Below are 26348 nucleotides of genomic sequence, written 5' to 3'. Positions count from 1 at the left end.
GTTATTTATACAATGCAAATAATATTGATTGCTATTTAGGTGTGTGTATACTTTACGCCTAGTTATGAAAATATAAACATAATTAGTCTCAAAGGAACAATTCAATGGCACTTAAAAAGTCTCTGTTAACGACTGCTATTCTCGCTGCAACTTTAGGCCTCACCGCATGTGGTGGCTCTAGCAGCAACTCAAATGACAACGATGATAACAACACAACACCACCTCCAGCCACCAATGCTGCACCTACTATTACCGTAGACAGTGCATCAGTATCTGAGGATACGCTTGGTGCTGCGGTTGCAAATATCTCTTTTTCTGACGATAGCGATGAAGTAAGTGCATTGACACTAACCATCTCTGACAACCGTTTTGAAATTGTTGACGGTGCGGTTAAGCTCAAAGCTGCAAACGCACTAAACTTCGAACAGGTTGAAGGCGGTAAAGTATCGGTAACTATCACGGCAACTGACAGCAAAGGCGAAAAAACAGAAGTTGAAGCTGAAATTGCTGTTCAACAAATTGCTGAAGAAAACAAAGCGGGTGTAAACCGCTATGCCTTTAATAACACACAAGGTGAATCTTCAGTTTCTTATTCTGGCCAAATCGCACGTCACGCAGCTATGGTTCATATTAAGAGCCTAATGGGTAAGCTTAATAATGAAACTGTGGGTAATGCGGCGGAGCAAAAAACAGCTGAAGCGGCAATCACTGAGATTAAAACCTTCTTAATGCCGACAGACACAGTGGTCTTGGATGAAACCCTTGATTTCGCTGTTGCCGCAAACGCTGCACAAACTACATTAGGACAAATTTCAAGTTCACTGAAAAACGTCGCTGGCGAAGGTGGTAAAATTGCGGGACGTGATACCTCTAATATGCATAAAGCATGGGAAGAGGATGGTGTCATGGCTGGTTGGGTTAACTTTGGTACACAGCCAAAAACACCTGAAGGTTTAGCCCTACACTATTTAGACCTGCTACAAGCGCAACTTCAGCAATTTGAAAATGGCTCAACAATCAAAGCAGAGCATAATGGCACAGCTATCACGCTGAACAAACTGTATGTAACACCGGAAGGCCTTGATCTTGCCCAGCTAATGCAAAAACACTTAAACGGTGCAGTATCGCTTTCTCAAGGTGCGGACGATTATCTAGATGATTTACTCATTGGTGAAAAGTCAGCTGATAACGCGACATTAGCGGATGGCAAAAGCTACACTGAACTTGAACACAAGTTTGATGAAGGCTATGGCTATTTCGGTGCTGCTGTTGATTATCTAGACTACACAGACGATGAACTTTCAGCTAAAGGTGGCCGTGAAGCGTATGCAAGTGGTTATCATGATTTGGATAATGACGGCAAAATCGATCTACTATCTGAATTTAACTTTGGTAACTCAACCAATGCAGCAAAGCGTGACCGTGGCACTAAATCTAACGCTAACCCAACGGACTTCAGCGCTGAAGCACAATTAGCGTTTATTGAAGCGCGTAAACTTATCAACGCTAATGTTGGTACTAATGTTGCGCAGTGGTCAGATGAGGACAAATCACGCTTAGAAACATTGCGTAATCAAGCGTTGTTAGCATGGGAAAAGTCTATCGCTGCAACCGTTGTGCATTATATCAATGATACAATCTCAAATGATGATGGTGATTTAGATGATATCGCATCAGGTGATTTTGATGCTGATCAATTCTATGCAGTAGCAAAGCACTGGTCTGAAATGAAAGGCTTCGCATTAAACTTCCAGTTTAATCCGTTTTCTCCTGTTACAGATGCAGATTTTGTTAAAATCCATGAATTAATGGGTGATAAGCCTGAATTCGCGGCAGATAAAGTGGAAGCTTATAAGACTGCTTTATTGGAAGCGCGAGAAATCATTGCAACTGCATATGATTTCGATGCTGAGAATGTTGCCAGCTGGTAATCTAAATTTTCGTTTATAACGTTAAAAGGTTAGCCGTTAATTCTGCTAACCTTTTGTTGTATATAGATAATAGAGAATACAAATGAGAGTATCTAAACGTTTAAGTGCCGCTGCCGTCGCTGTGGCTTTGGTATTGTCTGGTTGTGGTGAAAGTACTTCAAGTAGCCAAGGACCTGGAGTGAAGGATAATAACTCTGGAACGGATAACCCAACTTTACCTACGCAATTTGATGAAGCTGCCCTGGTAAGTAACCTTGTGAATAATGTGCTTACCCCTGCAATTGAGCAATTCAATGAACTCGCTGTAACACAACAACTTGAAGTTGCGAGTTATTGTAGTGCTGAAAAAGTACTGGCTGAAAATACCGCTGCGTTAAAGCAAAATGCTCAACAAAGTTGGCGCAACGCTATGATTGGGTGGCAGTATGTTGAATTGATGCAAATGGGTCCACTTACTGCCAATAGTAAAGAGCTTAAAAACAACATTTATGTTTGGCCTGCTACAGGCTCGTTATGTGATATTGACTTGGATGTAGTGTATTTTGAAGATGGCGTTATTAATGGCAATGCTAGCAATCCTTATAATATCTCTGAGCGTACTGCAAACCGTAAAGGCTTAACTGCCTTAGAGCACCTACTATTCAATGCCAATCTTGACCACAACTGCTCGTCAGTGAATGATGCGTTGGCACCATGGAATAGCCGTCCAACTCAGGAAAGAGCGGTTGCGCGTTGTGAGTTTGCGACGGAAGTGGCTAAAGACATTGAAGCACAGAGCAATATACTCTTGTCTCAGTGGACTGGAGAAAATGGCTACGCAGCTAAACTTGTTAATGCAGGACAACCAGGGTCATCGTTTGACACGCCTCACTTAGCGCTCAATGAAATATCAAAGGCGCTATTTTACATGACCGAAGAATTAAAAGACGGCAAAATAGCGACGCCGTTAGGCCTAGGTTTTCCGAATGCGTGTGGTTTAGAGGCTTGCCCTGAAGCGGTGGAGTCGCCAATTGCAGAACATTCGAAAGAGAATTTACTTGCTAACATCAGAGCATTTAGAAACATCTTCACTGGTAATGGCCAAGATGCTGAGAATACATTGGGCTTTGACGACTTTTTAGATGCTGAGAATGGTAGTGATGTAAAAGAGCGCATGCTTGCAGGGCTAGCGGATGCAGAAGCTACTCTGCTTGCGATGAATGCGAGCCTGAAAGCTGAGCTTGCAGGTTCTACAGAGCAAGTGACGCAAACGCATACAGACGTTAAAAAAGTGACCGATGATTTAAAGACCGAGTTTATCGAAAAGCTCGCCCTAGAACTTCCACAAACTTCGGCAGGTGACAATGACTAAGCGCATGAACATGAAGAAATCTTTATTAGCGGTAGCGGTAATTTTTGCACTACCTCAAGCGCAAGCTGCGGATGACAATCAAGATATTGAGCATATCTCTATTATCAGCCATCACGATAAATTGCGAAAAGAAGCCGGCTCTGCAACGTTATTGTCAGAAGCGCAGTTGGCAGAATACGAATACGATGATATTCACCGTATTCTTTCCAATGTACCTGGCGTTAATATTCGTGAAGAGGATGGTTATGGCCTGCGACCAAACATTGGTTTTCGTGGTGTAACACCTGAGCGAAGCAAAAAAATCACCATTATGGAAGACGGTGTGCTCATTGGCCCAGCTCCTTATTCTGCGCCGGCTGCTTATTATTTTCCGGTTACGACTCGTATGACCGCGGTTGAGGTGTTCAAAGGGCCTGCGGCTATCAAGCATGGTCCGCAAACAGTTGCTGGTGCGCTCAACTTAGTGACTCGCCAAGTGCCAGAATTTACAGAAGGCGGTATTGATGTTGCGGCTGGCAGCGACGGTTATTCCAAAGCACACGGTTACTACGGTTCAGTAGTAAATAATGTCGGCTTCTTATTCGAAGCGGTAAACCTACAAGCCGATGGTTTTAAAGAGCTTGATGGCGGTGGTGATACGGGGTTTGAGAAGAACGATATATTAGCCAAGTTTAATTATAAACTTTCTCAAGGTGAGCTAAACCATACATTTGGCTTAAAACTCAGCTATGCCGACGAGTTGTCCGATGAAACTTACCTTGGTTTAACGGATGCAGATTTTGCTGAAAATCCGTATCGTCGATATGCAGCGTCTCAGCCTGCAGAGATGGATACCAAGCATACTCAGATAATGTTATCCCATGTGCTTGATGGTAAAGACTTTAACGTTACAACAAGATTGTACCGTAATGACTATGAGCGAGCTTGGCTCAAGCTCAATAGTGTGGGGAGCAAAAGTGGACCATCACTGTCAAAAATCATGGCAAACCCAGAGACTTTTGCAAATGAGTACGGCGTGATCACAGGGGCAAGGGACTCTGTCGTTGCAGGTTCAAATATCTTTTTGAATATGGGAACTAATGACCGTGAGTATTTCTCTCAAGGTCTTCAAGTCGATGCCAATACCAGCTTTAGCCTGTTTAATTTAACTCATGACGTCGCAGTTGGTGTGCGTTTCCACGAAGATGAAATTGAGCGCAAACACTTTGAGCAAGCGTATGCAATGGAAGGTGGTTCACCTGTGTTGCTAGAGGGTTCAAAGCAGTTTACATCACTGAATACTGAAAATACCAAAGCGTGGTCGGTATATCTAGAAGATAAAGTACAACTTGATGCGTTGACTTTGGGCCTCGGCCTTCGTGGCGAGCTGATGGACATGTCTTACCAAGATAATAAAGATGCCGATGTTTGGATTGATAAAACCACCCGTATTTGGCTACCTAGCCTAAGTGGTTTCTATCAACTTTCTGATGATGCCGGTCTTTTATTTGGTGTGCACCAAGGTTTTGTGCCTTCTTCACCACAACAAGATCCAGATATAGAGCTTGAGAAGAGTGTTAACTACGAATTTGGTGGGCGCTTTAATGATGGTGTGACTCAGTTTGAGATTGTGAGCTTTTTCAATGATTATGAGAATCTGAACGAAAGCTGTGGTCAGTCTAATTGTGGTGTTAATGACCAGCAAGATCAGCAATTCAGTGGCGGTGAGGTGGATGTTTACGGTCTCGAAATGCAGTTTGCACAACGTTACCCTTTGAACCTTCAACTGGATATCCCTTATAGTCTCACCTACACCTATACGAAAGGTGAATTCCAGAATGAGCGTGCGACAACGTTCGCACTATGGGGTTATATTAAAAATGGTGATGAGCTTCCGTATTTACCATCTCATCAAGCCACTTTTAATATTGGCCTTGCAGCAAGTGACTGGAAAGTTAACGTAGCCATCAAATACATCAGTGAGATGAGCGAAGCTGCTGGCAGAAGCACTGAAGACTTTGAGCTTGTACTTGAAGGCGCAAAGGTGCCTAGCACAACCATCGTTGATGTATCAGCAAGTTACGAGCTAGGCCAGTATGGTCAAATCTATGCTAAAATCGATAACTTGTTCGATGAAGCAGAAATTGTCAGTCGCCGCCCGTATGGCGCGCGCCCAGGCAAACCAAGACAATTTAGTTTAGGCTATAAATACCAGTTTTAATTGATTGTCTATGCGGCTCTTAAAATAAGGGCCGCAGCTTCATGGCGCCTGTCGTAAGGCCTATGGAGCTATTCCAAAAATATATGAACTCATTATTTCTTTTTGATGGAAATGACTATGTTAGAGCAATTATGGCAAAGCATTACTGAACTCCCAGGCTACTTGTTCGATGCCAATAAAAGAGTGTATTTGCCATACTTGTTTAGTGCCATTTTGATGGCTGTTCCTGTTTATATCGCCACAGAAAAAGCGCGCTCTGGTAAAGGTTTTTTAAAGTTTCTGTTTCCCAAGCAAGTGTGGTGGTGCAAAAGCGCCAAGCTCGATTACTGTTTATTGGTCACAAATCGATTGATAAAGGTGGCGACGTTCACGCCTATCGTGTTGACTATGGTACCGGTGGCGTTGGGGTTATCTGGGGGGCTTGAAGCGCTTTTTGGTCCAGCGTTACATATTGAAGCGCCAGAATGGCTGGTGATTGGACTATTTACGTTATTTTTATTTATAGTCGATGACTTCACTCGGTTCTTGCTGCACCTGATCCTACATAAAATCCCATTCTTTTGGGAGTTTCACAAGGTGCACCATTCTGCAAAAGTCCTGACTCCCTTTACCATTTATCGCTCACATCCCGTTGAAAGCTACCTGTACGCCTGTCGTATGGCATTAACTCAAGGAATTGTAGTTGGAATAGGGTATTACGTATTTGGCAGCAGCTTGAGTATGTACGATATTCTTGGTGCGAATGCGTTTGTCTTTTTATTTAATATCTTTGGGGCCAATTTAAGGCATTCACATATATGGCTGAGTTGGGGTGATAGGCTAGAAAATTGGTTTATTAGTCCTGCACAACATCAAGTGCATCACAGTGATAATCCAATCCATTTTGATACCAATTTAGGCTCGGCACTAGCCATTTGGGACCGTATGTATGGCTCGCTTATTAAGGCCTCGAGTGCGGGTAAAATTACCATTGGTGTTGGGCAATATGATGCAGGGCATGATTCACTGACCGCAATTTACTTGAAGCCATTCAAGCAGGCTTGGAAAACGTTATTACCGAAAAAGAAAAATAACCCGCCACTTAAATCTCCGCAGGGTGACTGATCTCGGTTACTCAGCTCTACTTCTTTGCAGGGAAAAATTGGTGTTGCTAATCACCGTAATAGCTTACGCTATTTATTACTTTATTAGGATGCTTGTGAAAGAGGTGAAAGCTTGTGCTTGGAAGAGGAAAATAGGCTGACGACGGGCATTGTCAGCCTATGTGGGAGAGTAGGCTCCCTAAATCTTTACTAGTGTAGTTGCGATGAAGGCTTGCTGCGGAAAAAGCCCAGCTCATTTAACTTCTCAATTATTTTAGGATCGTCTAAACGGCTCGGAGTTTCTTCATCTCTTAAATAATGATCGTTTGGTACCGCATGCATATCGAGCATTTTATGAAACAGGATATTGCGAATTGCCAGCGCTGTCATGCCGCTGTCCTGAATTGCGTCTAGCCTTTCTTGGAGGTCTGAAAAAGGCGCAGCCTTAACGTCATCCACTACTGCAGAAAATTGACCATTAGATTTATTCTTAATCATAAAACCCCCAAAGGTATAGCTTGTTCACAATCCAGTGACACGATGTTCAAAAGGCATTCGGTATCAATTTATGTTCATAAAATAGATACTTACGCCATGTCCGATGTGATCAGTTTACTCTGAAGTGGGGGCAAATTACCATCTTGGATGTAAAGCTTTGTAAATCGAATAATGAGAGGAATGAAACAATGAAAATAGACGTCTAGACGTAACATAATGATCTGAATATGAAAATAGTTCTCAGTACCAATTATGATACTGAGAACCAATATCTAATTTAAGTAAATAATTTCTCTTTTACGTGTTCTGCAAAACCACTACCTGCTTCAAGGTAGAAGTTATAGGTAGAATTCACGCCCATTTCTTCTAATTCCTTCTGTTGATCTGGGTAGTTCGCAATGGCGGTAACTTGGCCGTTATAACCCGATGCTTTGAGCTGCTCTAGTGCGTAAATGTTCTGCATATGCTTTGGCATCGCGAGCATTACCATTTCTACTTCAGAATGATTTACACGTTGCCAAAAGTCAGGATCGGTTGCGTCAGCGGTCAATACTCTGCGGCCTCTGGAAACATGTTTTTCAACCACCTCAGGCTTAATATCTACACCCGCAACGGTATCAGGGAAACTGGCTTGTATCGTTTCATAAGCACCTGTTCCAATTCTTCCCATGCCAAATATTACGATTTTTGTATCGGTCAGGTTTACGGGGAGCTCTTCTTCTAAGCGGTCTTGACTTTCAAACTTTAATAACCAAGGCTCTAATTTAACGTAGATTTCGTTCGAGCGTTTGTTTAGCGGAGACGCAATCACAAAAGTAATAGAAACAGCAATAGCCACGACTGCTAACCAGTCAGGAGCAACCGCACCAGAAGCAGATGCAACAGCACACACGATAAGACCAAACTCGCTATAGTTAGTGAGTGTAAAAGCGCTCAATAGCGATGTACGAGCACGCAATTTGAACATATTGGTGAAGAGATAATAAAGTGAGACTTTAATCGGTAGAACAATTACCAGTAGAATCGCTATTAAAAGTGCGTCCAGTGTAATCGTGGCATTTAAACCAATATTCAAGAAAAAGCCAACAAGCAAGATGTCTTTTACATTCAGTAGTGATTTTGATAACTCACCGGCTTTTTTATGTGGGGCAAAAATCATACCCATGATCAGCGCACCGAGATCACCTTTGAGACCCGCAAATTCAAAGGCATGATAACCTGCGACTAACGCAAAGAAGAAGCCAAAAAGAGGGAGTAACTCACCATGCTTTGAACGGCTTAATACCCAAAACATAACTGGACGTACAAGCGGTAGCACTACAAGCAGTGCCAGTGCCCAAATATTGGGTACTTTGCCCGTACTGACGGCGAGAAAGATAACCGCAAAGATATCTTGCATAACCAAAATACCGATTGAGATTTTACCGTGAAGACTTGCCATTTCACCGCGTTCTTCCAGCACTTTTACCGCAAAAACGGTACTGGAAAAGCTAAATGCAAAACCAACCAATAAAGCGCTTTGCCAGTCTAGGTTAGTAAATAAAGGTAGGCTCATCGCCCCTAGCATCAACAACAGGCTAGCGAAAAACGCCGTACTGGTAATGATGTGCATACTCGCTGGCGCCCAAACTTGAGGCTTTATCAAGTTACCAACTCGTAACTTTAAGCCGATGCTGAAAAGCAGCAGCGTTACACCAAGATCTGCCAGTTGGGTAAGTAAATCCGTGGTTTTATGGCCAAGTAGGTTTAAGACAAAGCCTGCCATCAAAAAACCAATCAAAGGAGGAAGCTTTAATTGATAAACAGAAAATCCGCATGCAAATGCGACAGCAAAATAGAGCAGTTCCATAACTTTAAATTTTTATCCAAGATATGAGCAGTGTACCAAAACCTCCTGATATATAAATTATAAATTTTCGCTGACAAGTTGGAAAAAATATGGTTATGATGCAGGTAAGGACATACCGGACAGGAGACGTAATGTTTAAGAAGATCCTAGCATCTGTCGGTATCGGTGCGGCAAAAGTAGATACTGTATTGGAAACAGAGCATTTGCACCCGGGACAGAAATTTCAAGCGCAAATTGTAGTAAAAGGCGGTGACGTTAGCCAAGAAGTAACAGGTTTAGAGCTTGCGCTAATGACAAGAGTTAAGGTTGAAGGGGAAGACGGAGAATACTTTAGTAATCATGTTATTGACCGTTGGCGTGTAGGTAATAATTTCACGATAGGCCCAGGCGAAGAAAAAGTTATTCCTTTTGAAGCTCGACTTCATTCAGAAACACCAATCACAGAAATCAATGCAGGCTTCAACCGTTGTCATGTTTGGATTGAAACTGGCTTAGACATTGATTTAGCAATCGATCCGTCAGACAAAGATGCTTTACACATTTATCCAAATGAAGCAGTGAAAGCATGTATGACAGCGATGGAGCGTTTAGGTTTCCATTTAGTAAAAGCGGATGTAGAAAAGGGCTATTTACGAGCGTCTGAGTTTCAGTCTGTTTCTGGTTGTTACCAAGAACTAGAATACCGACCAAACTCACGTGCATTATTTGGACTACAAGAAGTTGAGCTTTCGTTTGTACCTGAAGCGCATCGTACTCATGTACTGATAGAGTTAGACAGAGCGTTTCGAGGGGATGGTTACGTCGATCTAACGATTGAGCACGATCACGTAAATATCTCTCAATTGTGCGATCAGTTGGAGCGGCTGTTCTCATAATCACTTAATTTACTCTAAAACGCCCAGCTTTGTCTGGGCGTTTTTATTTTAAGCATAAAGGATACCAATTAGTCTTAATTAAGCTAATTGGTATGACAGAGAATAATATGAATTGGCAAATTAAAAGTTATGATGCGCTCACTAAAGATGAGCTTTTTGAGATTTTAAAGCTAAGGGTGGAGGTATTCGTTGTGGAACAAGCATGTCCCTATCCAGAAATTGATGATATCGATAGGGCGCCTGAAACTCGACACCTATTTTTAGTTAAAGATGAACAAATTTTAGCGTATGCACGTTGTTATAGAAAATCCGCAACTACTGCTTCCATTGGCCGTGTTATCGTTTCGCCAATGCTGCGAGGGCAGGGCGTTGCACATGAACTTATGCATCGCGCGATTGCTTGTTGTGAAACGGATATTACTCATGAGACTTTAGCTATTTCTGCGCAGTGTTATTTAGACAAATTTTATACTGGACTCGGCTTTGTGAAGCAAGGTGAAGATTATCTAGAAGATGGGATCCCGCATCAGGATATGCTATTTGTGAAAAAGTAAAAGAGGCTATGAGTAGCCTCTTTTTATGAGCGAAATTAAAGTGAATTTAAAAATACCGCAGCAATGGCTATTGGACAAACGAAGCGGATGTACCAAGGCCATACTTTCCAGAAGAAACTACTGCCAACTTCCGGGCATCCTGATTCAATTTCTTTAAGCAGTTTTGCTCTGTGCCAAATCCAACCGACAAATACACAGCACAGCATGCCAAGTAGTGGCTGACCAAACTTCGTTGTTAGGCTAACAGTAAAGCCGAACAGGGTTTCGATGTTTACCAAAATGGTGAAGCTCACAGCTGTTACCAGAGTACCGATGATCCAGGTGGCCTGTACTCTGCCCAATGCAAAACGTTCAACAGCATAGGATACGGGCGCTTCTAGCATCGAAATAGAAGAGGTGAGTGCGGCAATACTCATCAGCGCAAAGAAAGCGAAGCTTACCAAAAGGCCAATACTCCCCATGCTATCAAACAATGCTGGCAATACTTGAAACACTAAGGTGTCTTCATTAAGCAGTGAGCCGTCAGCTGCAAAAATCTCTACACCTTGCGCTTGCGCGACATACATGGCGGGAATGATAAGTAAGCCGGCAATGAATGCGATAAAGACGTCGATTAAGGTAACCATTGCACCAAGTGAAACTAAATTCTCTTTTTTACTTATGTATGAGCCGTAAATGATCATCACGCTGGTACCAAGCGAAAGCGAGAAAAATGCTTGTCCTAGGGCATCAACGAGTAACTGCGGATTAAGCACAGAGTAAAAGTCAGGAACAAGATACACCTTAAGACCTTCAACAGCACCTTCTTGGGTTAATACGTACGCAATTAATGAGAATAAAATACCGATAAGTGCAGGCATCAAACGCTTTGACCACTTTTCAATCCCGTTTTCTACGCCTTTACTAATTATAAGCACGGTGAGTGCAATAAAGGCGGCTGTAAAGACGATGTTGCGCGACATAGACGAATCAGCAAGCCAAGATTGCGCTTGAGTCATTGATGCAACTTCCGCGATGGGTTCAAGTGTTGCGCTAAACATCCATCCAGCCACGATGGCATAAAAACTTAAAATAAGACCCGCACAAATTATGCCGCCGAATCCGACAACAAAAGCAAGCTTACTTTGCCATGCTGTATTTGTTAGTTTGCGCAGTGAAGATACGGCATTTGCTTGGCCGTGACGACCAATGACGAGTTCTGCCATTAGTGCTGGATAGGCAAGACAAAAAGCCAAAACCAGATAAACTAAAACAAACGCAGCACCACCATTGGATGCCGTTTGTGTTGGAAACCCCCAAATGTTTCCCAAACCTACCGCCGACCCTGCGGCGGCCATAATAAAACCAAAGCGAGAGCTGAACTCTCCTCGGACATTGCTCATAATTATTATACTTCTCTAAAAATTTCTAACGGCGCTGACAATCTACTGTAATTAAAAAGAAATAAAAAGAGTAAATTACCTTGATTTAGCGCAAGTTTTAGCCTGATATTTAGCCGTAATTAAGTTGTTGCACTCAAAAAGTAAAGCTTAGCTTATAAGCTAATGTTTTCACGATTATTTCTATATAGGATAAGTCGACGTGTAGCGACTTATTTACAATAATTATTTTTCTTTACAGGGTAGCGAAAGCACAAATTTTGCGCCACCTAATCGTTCTGACTGGCTAACGGTGGCTGTACCATGATGCCAATCCATAACTTTTGCAACGATTGCAAGGCCTAAGCCATAGCTTTTACCTGCACGGTTGCGATGAGTTTGCTCTTGAAAGAAAGGACTAAAGACTTTATCCCAATTTTGTCTCGCGATCCCCGGGCCATCGTCTTCAACGGTAATAATGAGCCAATGCTCAGTGCGGTGTGCACTTAATAACACACTGGCTGTAGCAAAATCACAGGCATTGCTGATCAAATTACTTATTGCTCGTGCAAGCCAATGTAAGTCACCATGGATCATTAAGTGTTCAGGAATTTCTACCCGACCAGACAGCTGGTTCTTTTGAAGCTTTGGTTGCATTTGCTGCATCAGATCTTGACCATAGCGAGATAGGGTTGTTACTTCGTGCTTGAGTAAGTGAGACTTTTGCTCTAGTGTTGCAAACGAAAGATAGCTCGAGAGCATATCTTCCATTTGATCTAGATCTTTTTCCATGCGCGTTAAATAGTCGTGAATAGCATCGATATCACTTTCATCTAAAGCTGCATCTAGGCCAAATCTTAAACACGCAACAGGTGTTCGAATGTCATGAGAAAGACTGGAGGCCATTAGCTTATTCTCAGCCATTAACTTCTCTATTTGGCTTGCCATGCGATTAAAGGTATTTTCTAAGTCACGGATGTAAGTGAAATGATTGGGGGCGATGCGCGCGCTTAGATTACCGCTGGCAAAGTGCTTTGCTGCAGTGTTGAGAACGATCAAGCGTTTAACTAACGGAGAGAGAATAAACCATAATATTGCGCAAATGCCACCGTAGAAAAATAACGTTAGCAATACGTCGTAATCTGCCTGTTCAACCTGAGGCTCCCATTCAAGTTCAACGTAATCAGGCGCCATTTCAGGGGTTGTTTTTAGCAGATATACATTCTCGTTCTCTATCACTAACCCATCAGGTCGTAACATCTGTTGCTTTAATTCGAGCGGCATGGCTAAAGTATCGCCATCTTTATACCGAATGTTGATGTCGAATTGTTGGGCAATTAAAGTCGTTGCATTTTCGCGCTCTTCCTGCTCAATATTTGCAACTTGCTTCGCAAGGCCGGTGATCAGTTTGCTTTGCCACTCAAAACTATCTTCTAAGGGAGCGGTTTGCTGATTATAGGTGTCGATCACCCAACCCAGTGCAAAGATTGAAATCAATGCACCAGCGAGTAAGTAGATGTAGAGTTTCTTCACGATATTAGCTTGCGACCTTCATTACCAAGCTGATGGCACGAGTAGATATCCTTTACCCCACACCGTCTTAATTTTTTCTGGGTTTTGAGGATCATCATTAAACTTTTTCCGTAGGGCAGAAATGAGCACATCAACGCTTCTATCGAGGCCGTCATACTCTCTTCCTTTTGTCGCTTTAAATACTGCATCGCGAGAGACAACTTCACCAGCGTGACTGGCTAAAAATTGCAGTAGTAGATATTCAGCACTAGAAACGATGACTTCTTGGCCAGCAACACTGACTTTACGAGCTTGAGTGTCGATACATAACTGTCCAACTACGAGTTCGTGATTGGCTGCGTGACGATCTTGGGGTTTTTCTTGTGCAGCGCGCACATTTGCCTTGATTCGAGCGAGTAAGGCACGAGGACGAACAGGCTTGATAACGTAATCGCTAGCACCGACTTCCAAACCGATGACTTCATCCATTTCTTCATCTTTGGCAGTGAGCATAATAACAGGCTTGTTATAAAACTGACGCAAGTCACGGCATACGCTGATACCGTCCTTACCTGGGAGCATAAGATCGAGTAAAACAAGGTCGGGGTCTAGTGACTTAACACGTTCAATAACTTCATCACCGCGATAGCAGCAATGTGTTTTATAGCCTTGGTTATCAAGATATTCGGCGACCCATTGCGCCAATGAAGTATCATCTTCAACCAATAAGATTGTGCCGTATTGCTCCATGTCTTTACTCCGAACTTTTTATTTTTCTGCGTCGAGTATAATCCTAAAAGCGTTATTGTCTGTAAATAAGTGTAGCGCCAGCTTGCAGTTGACCTCTGTCAAACTGGCGAGTACTTATATTACTTAACGTTTAGTTTTTCAATTAAACTCTCGGCCAAGTGTTTTTGCATATCCGCTGTTAACGCTGATACTTCCGTTTGGGTACATGCACCAGCGGTTTTCTCAAGCGGTGAAACCGTTTTAGTTACCTTGTAAGGAGGAATATCAACGGGCTTCTCGCCACGCTGACGGCGTGCCTCGTCGGTATTTTGTGCGACGATAAACGACAGTACATCGTGTTCATTTTCTATTTTCTCCACCTCGGTAAAGGTGAATTGTAAAGGGATACCTTGGAAGCCCGCGCTATCTACTGAAGATTTAGCAAACCAGACAACATCGGATGATGCTTGGTGTGCCAAACGCATACTGACAGAGGCTACAATATTAGTACATTGAAATGCTGGCGAATTTTGAGCAAGTTCAGCAATATGTGGATGTGGATTTCTTGGCCTATCCAGTGCGTACGTTTTATTAGCTGCAAATTCCAAATCAAGTTGATGAATCGTTAGCGTGTAGTTTGCGTTTTTAGCTGCAACAACTTTCAGGCCTTTTTTCTCAAGTAAAGCAACAATCTGCTTTCTCAGTGTATCAGTCAAGCTTACCTTATCGGCATTGATGTAGACTGTGTCACCTTGAGCAAGTGGATGAGCGGGCAATTGCACTGATTTAATTCGTGCGGAATTAAGTTCGGTACTATAGCTGATTTGATAAACAGACTTTTTTAGTAGTGGCTTCTTAGGTACATCTAACTTTGGCGCTAATGGCGCTGTGGTGACACATCCAAAAAGTAGACTTGTACATAGAGCTGCTAGCACTAAACGCATTAAAATACCTCAATTAAACAGTTATTTTCTTATATTTAGTGAGTTCCGCCAATTCATCATGTTAGTATGGCGGGCGAGTGTTAATGAAATGAGTCATTATGAAGTCGCTAATTCTCACATTAGTTTGTTTTTTTTGCATTAGTTATCCAAAAATAACGATTGCAAAAACCCCAAACCAGCAATGGTCACAATTTTTAAAGAGCTATTCTAAGCAAGTCGAGCGCAAACTAAAAGAAAAATCGGTGCCCGGTGCTGCTTTATCCGTTGTGCATGTCGAGCACGGCAGCTACGCAGAAGGTTTTGGCAAGACAAAAAGTCGACAAGGAAGTGTGGTCAACGAACAAACTCGCTTTCGCTTGGCATCGGTTTCAAAAACGTTTGCAGGAAGTCTGACGGCTAAATTGGCGAGCGAAGGGTATTTTAATATTGACGATAGAGTGGGTAGCTATTTGCCGCAAGTCGCCAAAGGTGATTATAGCCAACTTAAGCTCTATCATTTGTTAAGTCACTCGAGTGGCTTAGTGCCTAATGCCTACGATAATTTAATCGAGTCTCGCATGGACTACCCACAAATTGTTGAGCGCTTACTGCAAGTCAAAGCGTTATGTCAGCCCGGGGAGTGTTATGGTTATCAAAATGTCATGTTTAGCTTGATTGGAGATGTTATCGAGCAGGCGACGAATATTAGTTACAAAACTTGGATGGAAGAGTTTGTTTTCGCGCCTCTTAATATGTATGACGCCGGTCTTGGTTACGAGCAAATGACAAAAAATGATAATTTTGCGTGGCCGCATGTCAGAGGGCGAAAGCGTTGGCATACCGCTAAATTAAAGCCGCATTATTATAAAGTACTCCCCGCAGCTGGTGTAAACGCCAGTGCTGCTGATATGGCGCAGTGGTTAAAAGCACAATTAGGTATGTATCCAAGTGTTTTATCACCAGATGCTCTGAGTAAGCAATCAGTGCCGTATACGTTGACGAAACGTGAGCTGCGCAGGCGTGTTTGGCGTGGTCATGTAGAAGAAGCTTACTATGGACTTGGATGGCGAATTTATCGCTATGATGGCAAACTGCTCTATTACCATAGCGGCTGGGTGCAAGGTTATCGTACCGATGTGGTGATTATTCCAGAGCTTGGAATTGGGTTTAGTCTACTGTTAAATGCAGAGAGTGGCATTATTAATCAGCTAACGAACGACTTTATTGTTGACGCATTGGCGCTTGAGAAGAAATTACTGCCTCAGGTGAGTGAGCAGGAAATTAAGAAAGTAAAAGCAGAAGAAGCGAGTTTATTACAAGAGATTGCGACGTCTTCAGGTGAAAACGTCGCAGACAACAAAGATTAGTTACGAGGTAACTGGATCTTTTTGTCTTCGCTTTGGCGGTACAATACAATGATATGGCCAATGGTTTGTACTTTATGTGCATTTGTTTCACGAACAATTGCTTCAAAAATCAGTTTCTTAGTTTCACGATCATTGGTTGGTACTTTTACCTTGATAAGTTCGTGAATGTTCAGGTTTTGCTCAATTTCAGCCATGACGCCTTCGGTTAGGCCGTTTGCGCCTAGAAGAACAACTGGATTTAAAGAATGAGCTAGCCCTTTTAGGAACTGCTTTTGTTTATTTGATAAGGTCATATTGATACAATCTTATTTATTAAAAGGCTTGAATTATCGATATTCTAACGCCATCTAGACAATATTACTAATGAGTTGTAGTTAATATGGCAAATAAAAAACATTCCGCCAGTTCGAAACGTTGGTTAAAAGAACACGTAGAAGACCCGTATGTACATGAAGCCCAAAAACGTGGCTATCGTTCACGAGCGGTTTTTAAGCTGGAAGAAGTCCAGCAAAAGGATAAATTGATCCGTAAAGGAATGACGGTAGTTGATTTAGGGGCTGCTCCGGGGAGCTGGTCACAGTATCTCGCAGAGCAGGTAGATATTGACGGACAAGTTATTGCTTGTGATATCTTACCGATGGACTCATTAGCGGGTGTCGATTTCCTTCAGGGGGACTTCAGAGAAGAAGCGGTATTAAATGCATTACTGGATAGAATAAACGGCAAGAATGTTGATGTGGTTTTTTCTGATATGGCACCAAATATGAGCGGAAATATGTCAATCGATCAATCTGGCAGTATGTATCTGGTCGAGCTAGCATTAGATATGTGCCATCAAGTGCTAAAACCAAACGGTGCATTTGCGGTTAAAGTTTTCCAAGGAGAAGGCTTTGATCAATTTGTACAAGAGGTACGTAATTGTTTTAAGGTCGTAAAGATCCGTAAACCAAAAGCGTCTCGCCCTCGTTCACGCGAAGTATATGTAGTGGCGACGGGCTACAAACTGTAGTACAGTTGGAAAGCATCAAGTTGAATTTGAATTTTTTTGGATACAAGAGGTTAACTCCTTGAGCGATATGGCTAAAAATCTAATACTCTGGTTAGTGATTGCAGTAGTGCTAATGACTGTGTTCCAGAGCTTTAACGGTGGCGAACAGTATGATCGCCAAACGAGTTACACACAATTTGTAAAGGATGTGCGCAATGGCTCTGTAAGAGAAGTCAGTATTGATCGTCAAACCGGCGTGATTAGTGGCGTTCGTTCGAGTGGAGATCGTTTTCAAACAGTAATTCCATTAACTGATTTGGATTTGGTTAATGACTTACTTAAGAACGACGTGAATATCAAAGGTGTTGCACCGGAAGAGCAATCTTTCCTTGCGAATATCTTTATTTCTTGGTTCCCAATGCTACTGCTTATCGGGGTATGGATTTTCTTCATGCGCCAAATGCAAGGCGGTGGCGGCAAAGGCGCAATGTCGTTTGGTAAAAGTAAAGCTCGATTAATGAGCGAAGACCAAGTTAAGACAACATTTGCGGACGTTGCTGGTTGTGACGAAGCGAAAGAAGATGTTACTGAGCTAGTAGATTTCTTGCGTGACCCGTCAAAGTTCCAAAAGTTGGGCGGTAGCATTCCGAAAGGCGTGTTGATGGTTGGTCCTCCAGGTACGGGTAAAACCCTACTTGCTAAAGCCGTTGCTGGCGAAGCAAAAGTACCATTCTTTACCATTTCCGGTTCTGACTTCGTAGAAATGTTTGTTGGTGTTGGTGCATCTCGTGTTCGTGACATGTTTGAACAGGCAAAGAAAGCTGCGCCTTGTATCATCTTTATCGATGAAATCGATGCGGTAGGCCGTAAACGTGGCGCAGGTATGGGCGGTGGTCACGACGAGCGTGAGCAAACACTTAACCAAATGCTTGTAGAAATGGATGGCTTTGAGGGTAACGAAGGTATTATCGTTATTGCTGCTACTAACCGTCCTGATGTACTAGACCCTGCATTATTACGTCCTGGTCGTTTCGATCGCCAAGTAGTGGTCGGTCTTCCGGATATTCGTGGCCGTGAACAAATCTTAAACGTTCACATGCGTAAAGTGCCTTTAGACGATAATGTTGAAGCGTCTGTGATTGCGCGTGGTACGCCGGGCTTTTCTGGTGCTGACTTAGCTAACCTTGTGAATGAAGCTGCACTGTTTGCCGCTCGTGGCAACAAGCGTAAGGTAAGTATGGCGGAATTTGACGCCGCGAAAGATAAAATCATGATGGGTGCTGAGCGTAAGTCCATGGTGATGAGCGAGCAAGAGAAGGAAATGACGGCTTATCACGAAGCCGGTCACGCGATTGTTGGTCGTTTAGTGCCTGAGCATGATCCTGTATATAAAGTGTCGATTATTCCACGTGGTCGCGCATTAGGTGTAACAATGTACTTACCGGAGCAAGACCGTGTAAGTCACTCTAAGCAACACCTAGAATCTATGCTTTCGAGTTTATACGGTGGTCGTATCGCTGAAGCGCTGATTTACGGCGATGACAAAGTAACAACAGGCGCGAGCAACGATATTGAGCGCGCAACCGATATTGCTAAGAAAATGGTTACTCAGTGGGGCTTAAGTCCGAAACTTGGTCCACAGATGTACTTAGAAGAGCAAGGCGAGATGTACATGGGTGGTGGTTCTCACCGCATGTCAGGTATGTCAGATGAAACCGCTAAGCTTATTGATGCTGAAATTAAAGATTTCATCGATCGCAACTACCAACGTGCGGAGCAAATCCTAAAAGATAATATGGATATTCTTCACACGATGAAAGATGCGTTGATGAAATACGAAACGATTGATGCATTGCAGATTGATGATCTAATGGAGCGTCGTGATGTTCGTCCACCAAGGGATGCACATGACATTAAGCCAGAGAAAAAAGCAGAATCTGCAAAAGCAACAGACATAAAGCCTGAGCCTAAAGCTGAAAAACCAGCAGAAGAGCAGTCAAACGACACATCATCAAACTCAGAGCTTGATGACAAATCGTAAGATTAGGTAGAATACGACAGCCCCGAGCAATCGGGGCTTTTTTGTATCAGTTGATATAAGTTTTATGACATTCGATGCGAGAACTTAAATCAACAGCTATAAGCCTTTCGTTATCGCCAAACTTAGACTACAGAAATAGGTATAGAATGTACGAGTTACGTTTACCCAAAGGGCGCACCCTTAGTTTAGATAAGCCTCAGGTAATGGGGATTTTAAATGTTACTCCCGACTCATTTTCTGATGGTGGACATTTTACTCACCTTGATAGCGCAATCGAGCAAGCAAATTTAATGCTTTCACAAGGCGCTACCATCTTAGACATAGGTGGAGAGTCCACTCGTCCCGGCGCGCCAGACGTACAATTAGAAGAAGAATTACAGCGCGTAATACCGATTATTAAAGCAATTCGCACACACTCTAACTGTGTGATTTCGGTAGATACTAGTAAAGCCGAGGTAATGAAACAAGCAATAGAGGCTGGCGCTGATATCATTAATGATGTTCGAGCGTTGCAAGAGCCAGGCGCGCTTGAAGTCGCAGCTCAATACAGTGATGTACCAATTTGTTTAATGCATATGCAAGGTCAACCTCGCTCAATGCAAAATAACCCTCACTATGATGACTTATTTTCAGACATCAGTCAGTTTTTCGAAGCTAGGATCAGTGCGTGCAAGCAAGCTGGGATTAATATCAATCGGCTGATTTTAGATCCTGGTTTTGGCTTCGGTAAATCTCTAGAGCATAACTTTCAGATATTAGGTGGGTTGGATAAGTTTCACGCTTTCAATTTGCCTATTCTGACAGGCCTCTCTAGAAAGTCCATGTTTGGACAACTACTCACTCGGGAAACGCATGAGCGCGTAGCTGCGAGTCTAGCTGGTGCATTGATATGTGCGCAGAAAGGCGCGCACATAATTCGTGTTCATGACGTAAAAGAAACAAGCGACGCGCTTAATGTATGGCTAGCGTCGGTCAATGGAGTTACTCAATGACAACAAGAAAGTACTTCGGTACGGATGGTGTAAGGGGCATGGTGGGCGAGTTCCCAATTACGCCTGAATTTGCAATGAAACTAGGCTGGGCGGCTGGAAAAGTGCTGTCTGAGCGTGGTACCAAAAAGGTAATTATTGGCAAAGATACCCGCATTTCTGGCTACCTTCTTGAAACCGCGTTAGAGGCTGGGTTAATTGCCGCGGGGATCAATGTGATTTTATTGGGGCCTATGCCGACACCTGCTGTTGCTTACTTGACACAAACGTTCAGAGCTGAGGCTGGTATTGTGATCAGCGCATCTCATAATCCATACCATGACAATGGCATCAAGTTTTTTGGTGGCGATGGTAAAAAGCTCCCTGACGAGGTGGAACTTGCAATAGAAGCAAAGCTGGATGAACCGATGACGTGTGTCGCGTCCGAAAAACTCGGTAAAGCTAAGCGTCTAGAGAGTGCTGATGGTCGCTATATCGAATTTTGTAAAGGCCAGTTTCCTAAAGAGCTATCGCTTGAAGGGTTGAAAGTGGTGTTGGACTGCGCAAATGGCGCGACTTATCACATTGCACCAAGTGTCATGCGTGAACTTGGTGCGGATGTGATCACAACCGCATGTGAACCTAATGGTGTCAACATCAACGAAAAATGCGGTGCAACGCATGTCGAAGCGTTGAAAAAAGCCGTGCTTGAACATCAAGCAGATGTTGGTATCGCTTATGATGGTGATGGTGACCGAGTCATGATGGTCGATCACGACGGTCATGTATTTGATGGTGATGACATTGTTTATATTATTGCATGCCAAGCTCATACCGATGGCACATTAGGTGGCGGCGTTGTCGGTACGGTAATGTCTAACATGGGGCTCGAAAACGCCCTTAAATCACGCGGAATTGCTTTTGAGCGCAGTAAAGTCGGTGACCGCTATGTAATGGAGCTTCTTGGTGAGAAAGGCTGGAAAATCGGCGGCGAAAGTTCAGGTCACGTTTTAAATCTGGATCTTATCAGCACCGGTGATGGCATTGTCTCTAGCTTACAAGTGCTTGCAGCCATGGTTGCGCAGAATAAAACATTAAAGGATTTGGGTGAAGGTTTTAGCAAATACCCAATGAAGATGATTAACGTGCGCTATAGCACTAAAGATGATCCAACCGAGCAAGACGCTGTTAAAGCAGTCGTCGCTGAAGTTGAAACTCAGCTTGCCGGCAAGGGCAGAGTGCTATTGCGTAAATCTGGTACAGAGCCAGTGGTTCGCGTCATGGTTGAAGCTCAGCAACAGAAGCAAGTTATCGATTTTGCCCAAAAAATCGCTGAAGTTGTTGAATCTGTGAGCAATTAAACCAAAAATTAAATTTATTTCTTGTAACTTCGGGTGAGTAGAGTTAGTATCTCACCCGCTTTCTACTGCGGAGTATCGTATGACAACTAGAAAGCAAATTGTTGCTGGTAACTGGAAAATGAATGGCTCAAAGGCCCTTGTTGACCAAATATCAGAAGCAGTAAGCAATCAAACATTTCAAGCAGATGTAATTGTTTTTCCTCCTGCCATGCTCATTGAGCAAGCAGCAAGTAAAGGGCTTACTGTCGGAACACAAAATGTTTCGGAATATAAAGAAGGCGCATACACTGGAGAAATTCAGGCGTCCCTAGCAAAATCGCTAGGTGCAACATATACCTTAGTTGGTCACTCAGAGCGTCGAGCTATTTATGGCGAAAGCGATGAAGATGTTGCTAATAAATTTGCACATGCTCAAGAACAAGGTTTGACACCAATTTTATGTGTTGGTGAGACTGAAGAAGAAAGAGAAAATGGGCAGACAGAGCAAGTTGTTGCTAGACAAATAAACGCGGTTATTACCAAATTAGGTGTGGCAGCGCTAACTCACTCTGTGATAGCATACGAACCTGTTTGGGCTATTGGTACTGGTAAAACAGCATCACCAGAGCAAGCGCAAGCAGTACACAAATTTATACGTAATTTGCTTTCAGAAAATGATAAGCAAATTGCACAATCACTGCAGCTTCTTTACGGTGGCAGTGTTAATGAACAGAACAGTGAATTGTTATTCGCACAAGACGATATAGACGGTGGACTTATCGGTGGCGCAAGCCTAAAACCTGAGAGTTTTGCCGCTATATGCAGAAGTGCAAAAGGATAAGTAAATGTACGAAATTCTAATGGTTGTTTACTTAATTGTGGCGTTAGCACTAATTGGTATGGTGTTGATTCAGCAAGGTAAAGGTGCAGATATGGGCTCTTCGTTTGGTGCGGGTGCATCAGCGACAGTTTTCGGCTCATCAGGCGCAGGCAACTTTATGACTAAGACAACAACAATCTTAGCAACGATCTTCTTTGTGCTAAGCATTGTTCTAGGTAACCTAACTACGGGTCAGATTAAGAAGACTAATGAGTGGGAAAATCTAGAGGCACCAGCTGCTGCAACAACAGTTCCAGCGACAAATGATGTGCCAGCGACAGAAGAAAATCCAGCTTCTGACGTACCTAACTAATCGTTAGGAAATACACCGAATTTGCGAATGTGGTGGAATTGGTAGACACGCCATCTTGAGGGGGTGGTGGCTTCGGCCGTGGGGGTTCAAGTCCCCCCATTCGCACCAAATAAAAAAACCAGCTTATGCTGGTTTTTTTTCGTCTATCGTTTACCACTAAGCCTAATACTAATTAGTCTTACCATTCACAGCTTCATTAATAGAAGTTATTTTCAAATGAACCTAGAACCAAGGCAAAAACCTAGGCGGAAGTTTCACTTTAGTAACATATCATCCTGCTATTCAGTATAATAATTTGTTCTATAACGCTTTTTTATAAAAATTAATTTCCTAATATTGGTTTTATTATGGTTACAAAAACCCAAAAAGTAATTTTTATTAAATAATTATTTCAATTTATTCCCGTTGTGACTATAATACCCCTCCAGAGGAAAGAGATGCGCCTAGTGCATCTTTTTTTATGCCCAAAATTTATAGTGTTCAAATCTATTAGGTTTAACGAATTAAGGGCTAGAAGTAATAACACTTAGCTTGTTACTTCTCTAGTTTGCGACCTCTCGCAACTAGTACACACACGGTGATTCCTTTGGAGATTATATGATTACAGTTTTACCTCGCCTTGGTTTATCTGCGATTTCAGCTGCAGTGTTAGCAGCAGTAACCCTTCCTAGTACAGCATTGGCTAAACAAGCTAATGTAGAGCAAGAAAAACAAGTGTTTGAAAAAATAGAAGTGACTGCTCGTAAACGTACTGAAAGTTTGTTCGAAACGCCAACTGCGATTACTTCTATCGGTGCTAGCGATATTGATAAAGCCAATATCAGCAATCTAGACGATATTGGTAAGTTCGTTCCAAACTTAAATATTACTCGCTATGGTGTAGGTAACGCTGCACATGCTTCTGTATTTATCCGTGGTATTGGTCTACAAGACCATGTGATCACAACAGACCCTGGTGTTGGTGTTTATGTAGATGGTGTATACCTTGGCCGTCAGATGGGTTCTAACCTTTCACTGCCTAATGTTGAACGCGTAGAAGTACTACGTGGTCCACAAGGTACACTTTACGGCCGCAACACATTAGGCGGTGCGGTAAATGTGATCACTAAACAACCTGGCGCTGAAGAAGTTGCACGCGTTGAAGCTAAAATAGGTTCTCGCGGTCGTTTAGCGACTGATCTTTATACAAGCCAAACGTTAACAGACACACTAAGCTTTTCTGCAAGTGCTTCTTATAAAGAGCGTGATGGTGTAGGTAAAGCAATCAACTTAGCAAATCCTGAAAAAGAAATCGGCGAAGAGCAAGAGTTTAGTGGTCGTTTAGCACTTAGATGGCAAGCGACGAATGATTTAGTTGTCACTGCCGCATTTGACGGTGTTGAAAACGAGTCTGGTCAATCACCGTATACTATCGAATTAACAGAGCGTGTTGACCCGAATGATCCTACTAAAGGTGATTTCCCATTGCTAGATGAATCTATGCTGCCAAACAATCCTGATGATTTGGCAACAACGGTTGCTGGCATTGAAAGCACTGATTATTCTGGTTGGGGCGGCTCAGTGACTGCAGATTGGCAAGCAAGTGATGTTTACTCTGTTAAATTTATCGCAAGCAAGCGTAGCTCTGAATATACCGGCGGCCTAGATGACGATGCGGTAGCACTTAATCTATCTGAATTCCCAGAAGAGGGCGGTGCAGATCAGTACTCATTTGAACTACAACTAAACGGTACTTATGACTCTTGGGATTTTGTATCGGGTCTTTATTATTTTAACGAAGACGGTTTTACCAGCTCTGGTCCATATGTATTTAGCCCTTTTAACACGCCAAATGGTTTATTAAATGATGGTCAGACCGCTTCTTTCGGTGGCTACGGTTACTTTGATATCAACCAAGAAACCGATGCCTATGCGGCTTACATCAATGCAAGCTTTGACATAACTGAGCTGCTCAGCATTGGTGGTGGTTTACGTTACTCTGAAGACAAAAAAGAGGCAAATGCGCTGTTCCCAAGCTTTGGTGCTCGTAAATACGTAAGCGCAGATTTTGACGAAGTAACATGGGACGTAAACGCGTCATACCAGCTAACTCGCGATATCAATGTTTACGCACAGGTCCAAAAAGGATATCAAAGTGGCGGCTTCCCACCACGTCCATTTGGTGGTCCAGATCAACTCGTAGCGTTTGATGAAACTAAAGCGATTAACTACGAAATCGGTTTCAAAGGCCAAGTGCATGAAAACGTATCTATGATGGTTGCTGCATTTGTAACGGATTACACCGATCTGGCGTTACCTTTCAACGACCCGACTGCTGGCGGTGGCTTTGTCACTATCGTGGAAAATGCGGGTGAGTCAAAAGCGCAAGGTATTGAACTTGAAACAACAATAGCAATCACTGATGATTTCTCGGTGCGTAGCTCAATTGGTTACCTAGACTCTGAAATTACCCATGTTGATGAGGGGGTGAAGGGTATTGCTAAAGGCGATGCGCCAGCACTCACACCTCGATGGACTGTGATGGTGGCACCATCTTACTTCCATGACTTAGAGCACGGTGCAACGATTGCAGTTAATGCAAGCTACTCATACCGCTCAGATATGCAAGGACAATCAAAAACACTTCTTAGTGAGCATATTGAATCACGCGAACTGCTTGGGTTTAACATTTCATACACCAACGCTGAAGGCGATATGGAAGTAACGCTATACGGCGAAAACGTGCTAAACGAAGTATATGATGTAGGTCGTCTGCAACAAACTGGCTTTGTTGGTGTCATGCGCAGCAATGACCGCAGTGAGTTTGGTATTAAGTTCAAAAAAGAGTTCTGGTTAGATTAATCCAGCCCTTGTTTGAATATAGAAAAAGCCGCTTAGTTTCTAGCTAAGCGGCTTTTTGGTTTTAAGTGTCTTGTCCTAAATTATGTTGAAAAGTTTATACCAATTAATCTAATTGTTATTAAAACTCATTCAGAATAATGCTAAGAAATTGATATAACGGCTTGTTTACATTGTGATTGATCTATGGAAATCTAGCGATAGGCAATATTTCTAGCCCAGCTTTTATTCGCGTTGAGCTAATCATATCGCTACCTATAAACGTGAAGGCTGTTCGCGATGTAGAGTCTATTTGAGCGTTGATATTTTTAAATATTACTAAGGAGAGAAAGTTGAGCAATACTATGTTAGAAGAAGGAAAGGAGATCCTAGCACAGCAGTCTTTTAGTTTATTGTTAGGCGCTGAGTTGGAGGTGTTTGAGGTTGGCGTTGCTGAGTTAAGCCTTGCTATTCGAGATGATCTTAAACAAAACTATGGTTTTGCACATGGCGGCGTGGTTAGCTATCTAGCTGATAATTGTATTACTTTTGCTGGTGCGTCGGTGCTTGGTAGCTGTGTTACCTCAGAGTATAAAGTGAATTATGTTAGACCCGCTATTGGTGATAAGCTAATCGCGAAGTCAACCGTGTTGTATTCGGGTAAACGTCAGGCGACATGCGAATGTAAGGTATATGCGAAAAGCGGTGACGAAGAAAAGTTGGTGGCGGTTTCTCTTGGCACAATAACTAAGGTTTAGGGTCGCAGGCGGTG

Annotated in this window: 22 protein-coding genes and 1 tRNA gene; 16 read left to right on the top strand and 7 right to left on the bottom strand. The window is 42.8% G+C overall.

All coding sequences use genetic code 11. The annotated features are described in order from the left end of the window. The first annotated feature begins 104 nt into the window (after window positions 1-104). From EXT48_RS09620 to EXT48_RS09605, 4 genes are all read left to right on the top strand, one after another. The gene (locus EXT48_RS09620; RefSeq protein WP_130164315.1) at window positions 105-1931 is read left to right on the top strand and encodes an Ig-like domain-containing protein; all 1827 of its coding nucleotides are present in this window, start codon (window positions 105-107) and stop codon (window positions 1929-1931) included. A gap of 82 nt (window positions 1932-2013) precedes the next feature. Then, window positions 2014-3282, top strand: a complete 1269-nt coding sequence (locus tag EXT48_RS09615) for an imelysin family protein (RefSeq protein WP_130164314.1) — start codon at window positions 2014-2016, stop codon at window positions 3280-3282. Then, entirely contained in the window at window positions 3275-5482 is a 2208-nt protein-coding gene (locus EXT48_RS09610; protein WP_130164313.1) for a TonB-dependent receptor, read from the top strand. The genes EXT48_RS09615 and EXT48_RS09610 overlap by 8 nt, the downstream gene beginning before the upstream one ends. A 117-nt stretch (window positions 5483-5599) precedes the next feature. Beyond that, window positions 5600-6586: a sterol desaturase family protein gene (locus tag EXT48_RS09605; RefSeq protein WP_130164312.1), complete on the top strand. Its 987-nt coding sequence runs from the start codon at window positions 5600-5602 to the stop codon at window positions 6584-6586. A 188-nt stretch (window positions 6587-6774) separates the two neighbouring features. Here EXT48_RS09605 and EXT48_RS09600 read toward each other — a convergent pair whose 3' ends face one another. After that, window positions 6775-7062: a hypothetical protein gene (locus EXT48_RS09600; protein ID WP_069020008.1), complete on the bottom strand. Its 288-nt coding sequence runs from the start codon at window positions 7060-7062 to the stop codon at window positions 6775-6777. A 277-nt stretch (window positions 7063-7339) separates the two neighbouring features. Beyond that, window positions 7340-8911: a cation:proton antiporter family protein gene (locus EXT48_RS09595; RefSeq protein WP_130164311.1), complete on the bottom strand. Its 1572-nt coding sequence runs from the start codon at window positions 8909-8911 to the stop codon at window positions 7340-7342. Between the two features lie 131 nt (window positions 8912-9042). Between EXT48_RS09595 and EXT48_RS09590 the strand changes: the two genes are divergently transcribed. Together EXT48_RS09590 and EXT48_RS09585 are read left to right on the top strand one after the other, a co-directional pair. Further along, window positions 9043-9786 (top strand): sporulation protein, encoded by a 744-nt coding sequence (locus EXT48_RS09590; protein ID WP_010605088.1) that lies wholly within the window; start codon window positions 9043-9045, stop codon window positions 9784-9786. 107 nt (window positions 9787-9893) lie between these two features. After that, the gene (locus EXT48_RS09585; RefSeq protein WP_130164349.1) at window positions 9894-10340 is read left to right on the top strand and encodes a GNAT family N-acetyltransferase; all 447 of its coding nucleotides are present in this window, start codon (window positions 9894-9896) and stop codon (window positions 10338-10340) included. 35 nt (window positions 10341-10375) lie between these two features. Here EXT48_RS09585 and EXT48_RS09580 read toward each other — a convergent pair whose 3' ends face one another. The 4 genes from EXT48_RS09580 to EXT48_RS09565 all read right to left on the bottom strand — a co-directional run bounded on the left by EXT48_RS09580 (window position 10376) and on the right by EXT48_RS09565 (window position 14883). Then, complete coding sequence (locus tag EXT48_RS09580; RefSeq protein WP_130164310.1) at window positions 10376-11722, bottom strand: sodium-dependent transporter; 1347 nt, start codon at window positions 11720-11722, stop codon at window positions 10376-10378. 222 nt (window positions 11723-11944) lie between these two features. Further along, window positions 11945-13231: a HAMP domain-containing sensor histidine kinase gene (locus EXT48_RS09575; protein ID WP_130164309.1), complete on the bottom strand. Its 1287-nt coding sequence runs from the start codon at window positions 13229-13231 to the stop codon at window positions 11945-11947. A 21-nt stretch (window positions 13232-13252) separates the two neighbouring features. Next, entirely contained in the window at window positions 13253-13960 is a 708-nt protein-coding gene (locus EXT48_RS09570; RefSeq protein WP_130164308.1) for a response regulator, read from the bottom strand. Window positions 13961-14079: 119 nt separating this feature from the next. Beyond that, entirely contained in the window at window positions 14080-14883 is an 804-nt protein-coding gene (locus EXT48_RS09565) for a hypothetical protein (RefSeq protein ID WP_010605083.1), read from the bottom strand. Window positions 14884-14981: 98 nt separating this feature from the next. Between EXT48_RS09565 and EXT48_RS09560 the strand changes: the two genes are divergently transcribed. Beyond that, a complete protein-coding gene (locus EXT48_RS09560) occupies window positions 14982-16229 on the top strand; it encodes a serine hydrolase (RefSeq protein ID WP_130164307.1) in 1248 nt (415 codons plus the stop codon). Here EXT48_RS09560 and yhbY read toward each other — a convergent pair. Next, window positions 16226-16522, bottom strand: coding sequence for a ribosome assembly RNA-binding protein YhbY (yhbY, locus tag EXT48_RS09555; protein WP_010373854.1), 297 nt, complete (start codon window positions 16520-16522; stop codon window positions 16226-16228). The two genes, EXT48_RS09560 and yhbY, sit on opposite strands and share 4 nt — an antisense overlap. Before the next feature lie 86 nt (window positions 16523-16608). Between yhbY and rlmE the strand changes: the two genes are divergently transcribed. The 9 genes from rlmE (at window position 16609) to EXT48_RS09510 (ending at window position 26334) form a co-directional block, all read left to right on the top strand. Next, on the top strand, window positions 16609-17238 hold the full coding sequence (rlmE, locus tag EXT48_RS09550) for a 23S rRNA (uridine(2552)-2'-O)-methyltransferase RlmE (RefSeq protein WP_130164306.1): 630 nt from the start codon (window positions 16609-16611) through the stop codon (window positions 17236-17238). A 67-nt stretch (window positions 17239-17305) separates the two neighbouring features. Then, window positions 17306-19258, top strand: coding sequence for an ATP-dependent zinc metalloprotease FtsH (ftsH, locus tag EXT48_RS09545; protein WP_130164305.1), 1953 nt, complete (start codon window positions 17306-17308; stop codon window positions 19256-19258). 146 nt (window positions 19259-19404) lie between these two features. Further along, a complete protein-coding gene (gene folP, locus EXT48_RS09540) occupies window positions 19405-20250 on the top strand; it encodes a dihydropteroate synthase (protein ID WP_130164304.1) in 846 nt (281 codons plus the stop codon). Next, window positions 20247-21587, top strand: a complete 1341-nt coding sequence (gene glmM / locus EXT48_RS09535; protein WP_130164303.1) for a phosphoglucosamine mutase — start codon at window positions 20247-20249, stop codon at window positions 21585-21587. Before folP ends, glmM begins: the two co-directional genes overlap by 4 nt. A 79-nt stretch (window positions 21588-21666) precedes the next feature. Then, complete coding sequence (tpiA, locus tag EXT48_RS09530) at window positions 21667-22407, top strand: triose-phosphate isomerase (RefSeq protein ID WP_130164302.1); 741 nt, start codon at window positions 21667-21669, stop codon at window positions 22405-22407. A gap of 4 nt (window positions 22408-22411) precedes the next feature. Continuing rightward, window positions 22412-22759 (top strand): preprotein translocase subunit SecG, encoded by a 348-nt coding sequence (secG, locus tag EXT48_RS09525; protein ID WP_010373860.1) that lies wholly within the window; start codon window positions 22412-22414, stop codon window positions 22757-22759. Window positions 22760-22782: 23 nt separating this feature from the next. After that, a tRNA-Leu gene (locus EXT48_RS09520) sits at window positions 22783-22867 on the top strand. A gap of 489 nt (window positions 22868-23356) precedes the next feature. Continuing rightward, window positions 23357-25600 (top strand): TonB-dependent receptor, encoded by a 2244-nt coding sequence (locus tag EXT48_RS09515; RefSeq protein WP_130164301.1) that lies wholly within the window; start codon window positions 23357-23359, stop codon window positions 25598-25600. Window positions 25601-25929: 329 nt separating this feature from the next. Continuing rightward, on the top strand, window positions 25930-26334 hold the full coding sequence (locus EXT48_RS09510; RefSeq protein WP_223193607.1) for a PaaI family thioesterase: 405 nt from the start codon (window positions 25930-25932) through the stop codon (window positions 26332-26334). Window positions 26335-26348 lie beyond the last annotated feature (14 nt).

This window comes from Pseudoalteromonas sp. CO348 (assembly GCF_004208845.1).
Lineage (GTDB): Bacteria > Pseudomonadota > Gammaproteobacteria > Enterobacterales > Alteromonadaceae > Pseudoalteromonas > Pseudoalteromonas maricaloris.
The sequence above is the reverse complement of the archived record's forward strand: the minus strand, read 5'-3'. Positions and strand labels throughout refer to the sequence as shown.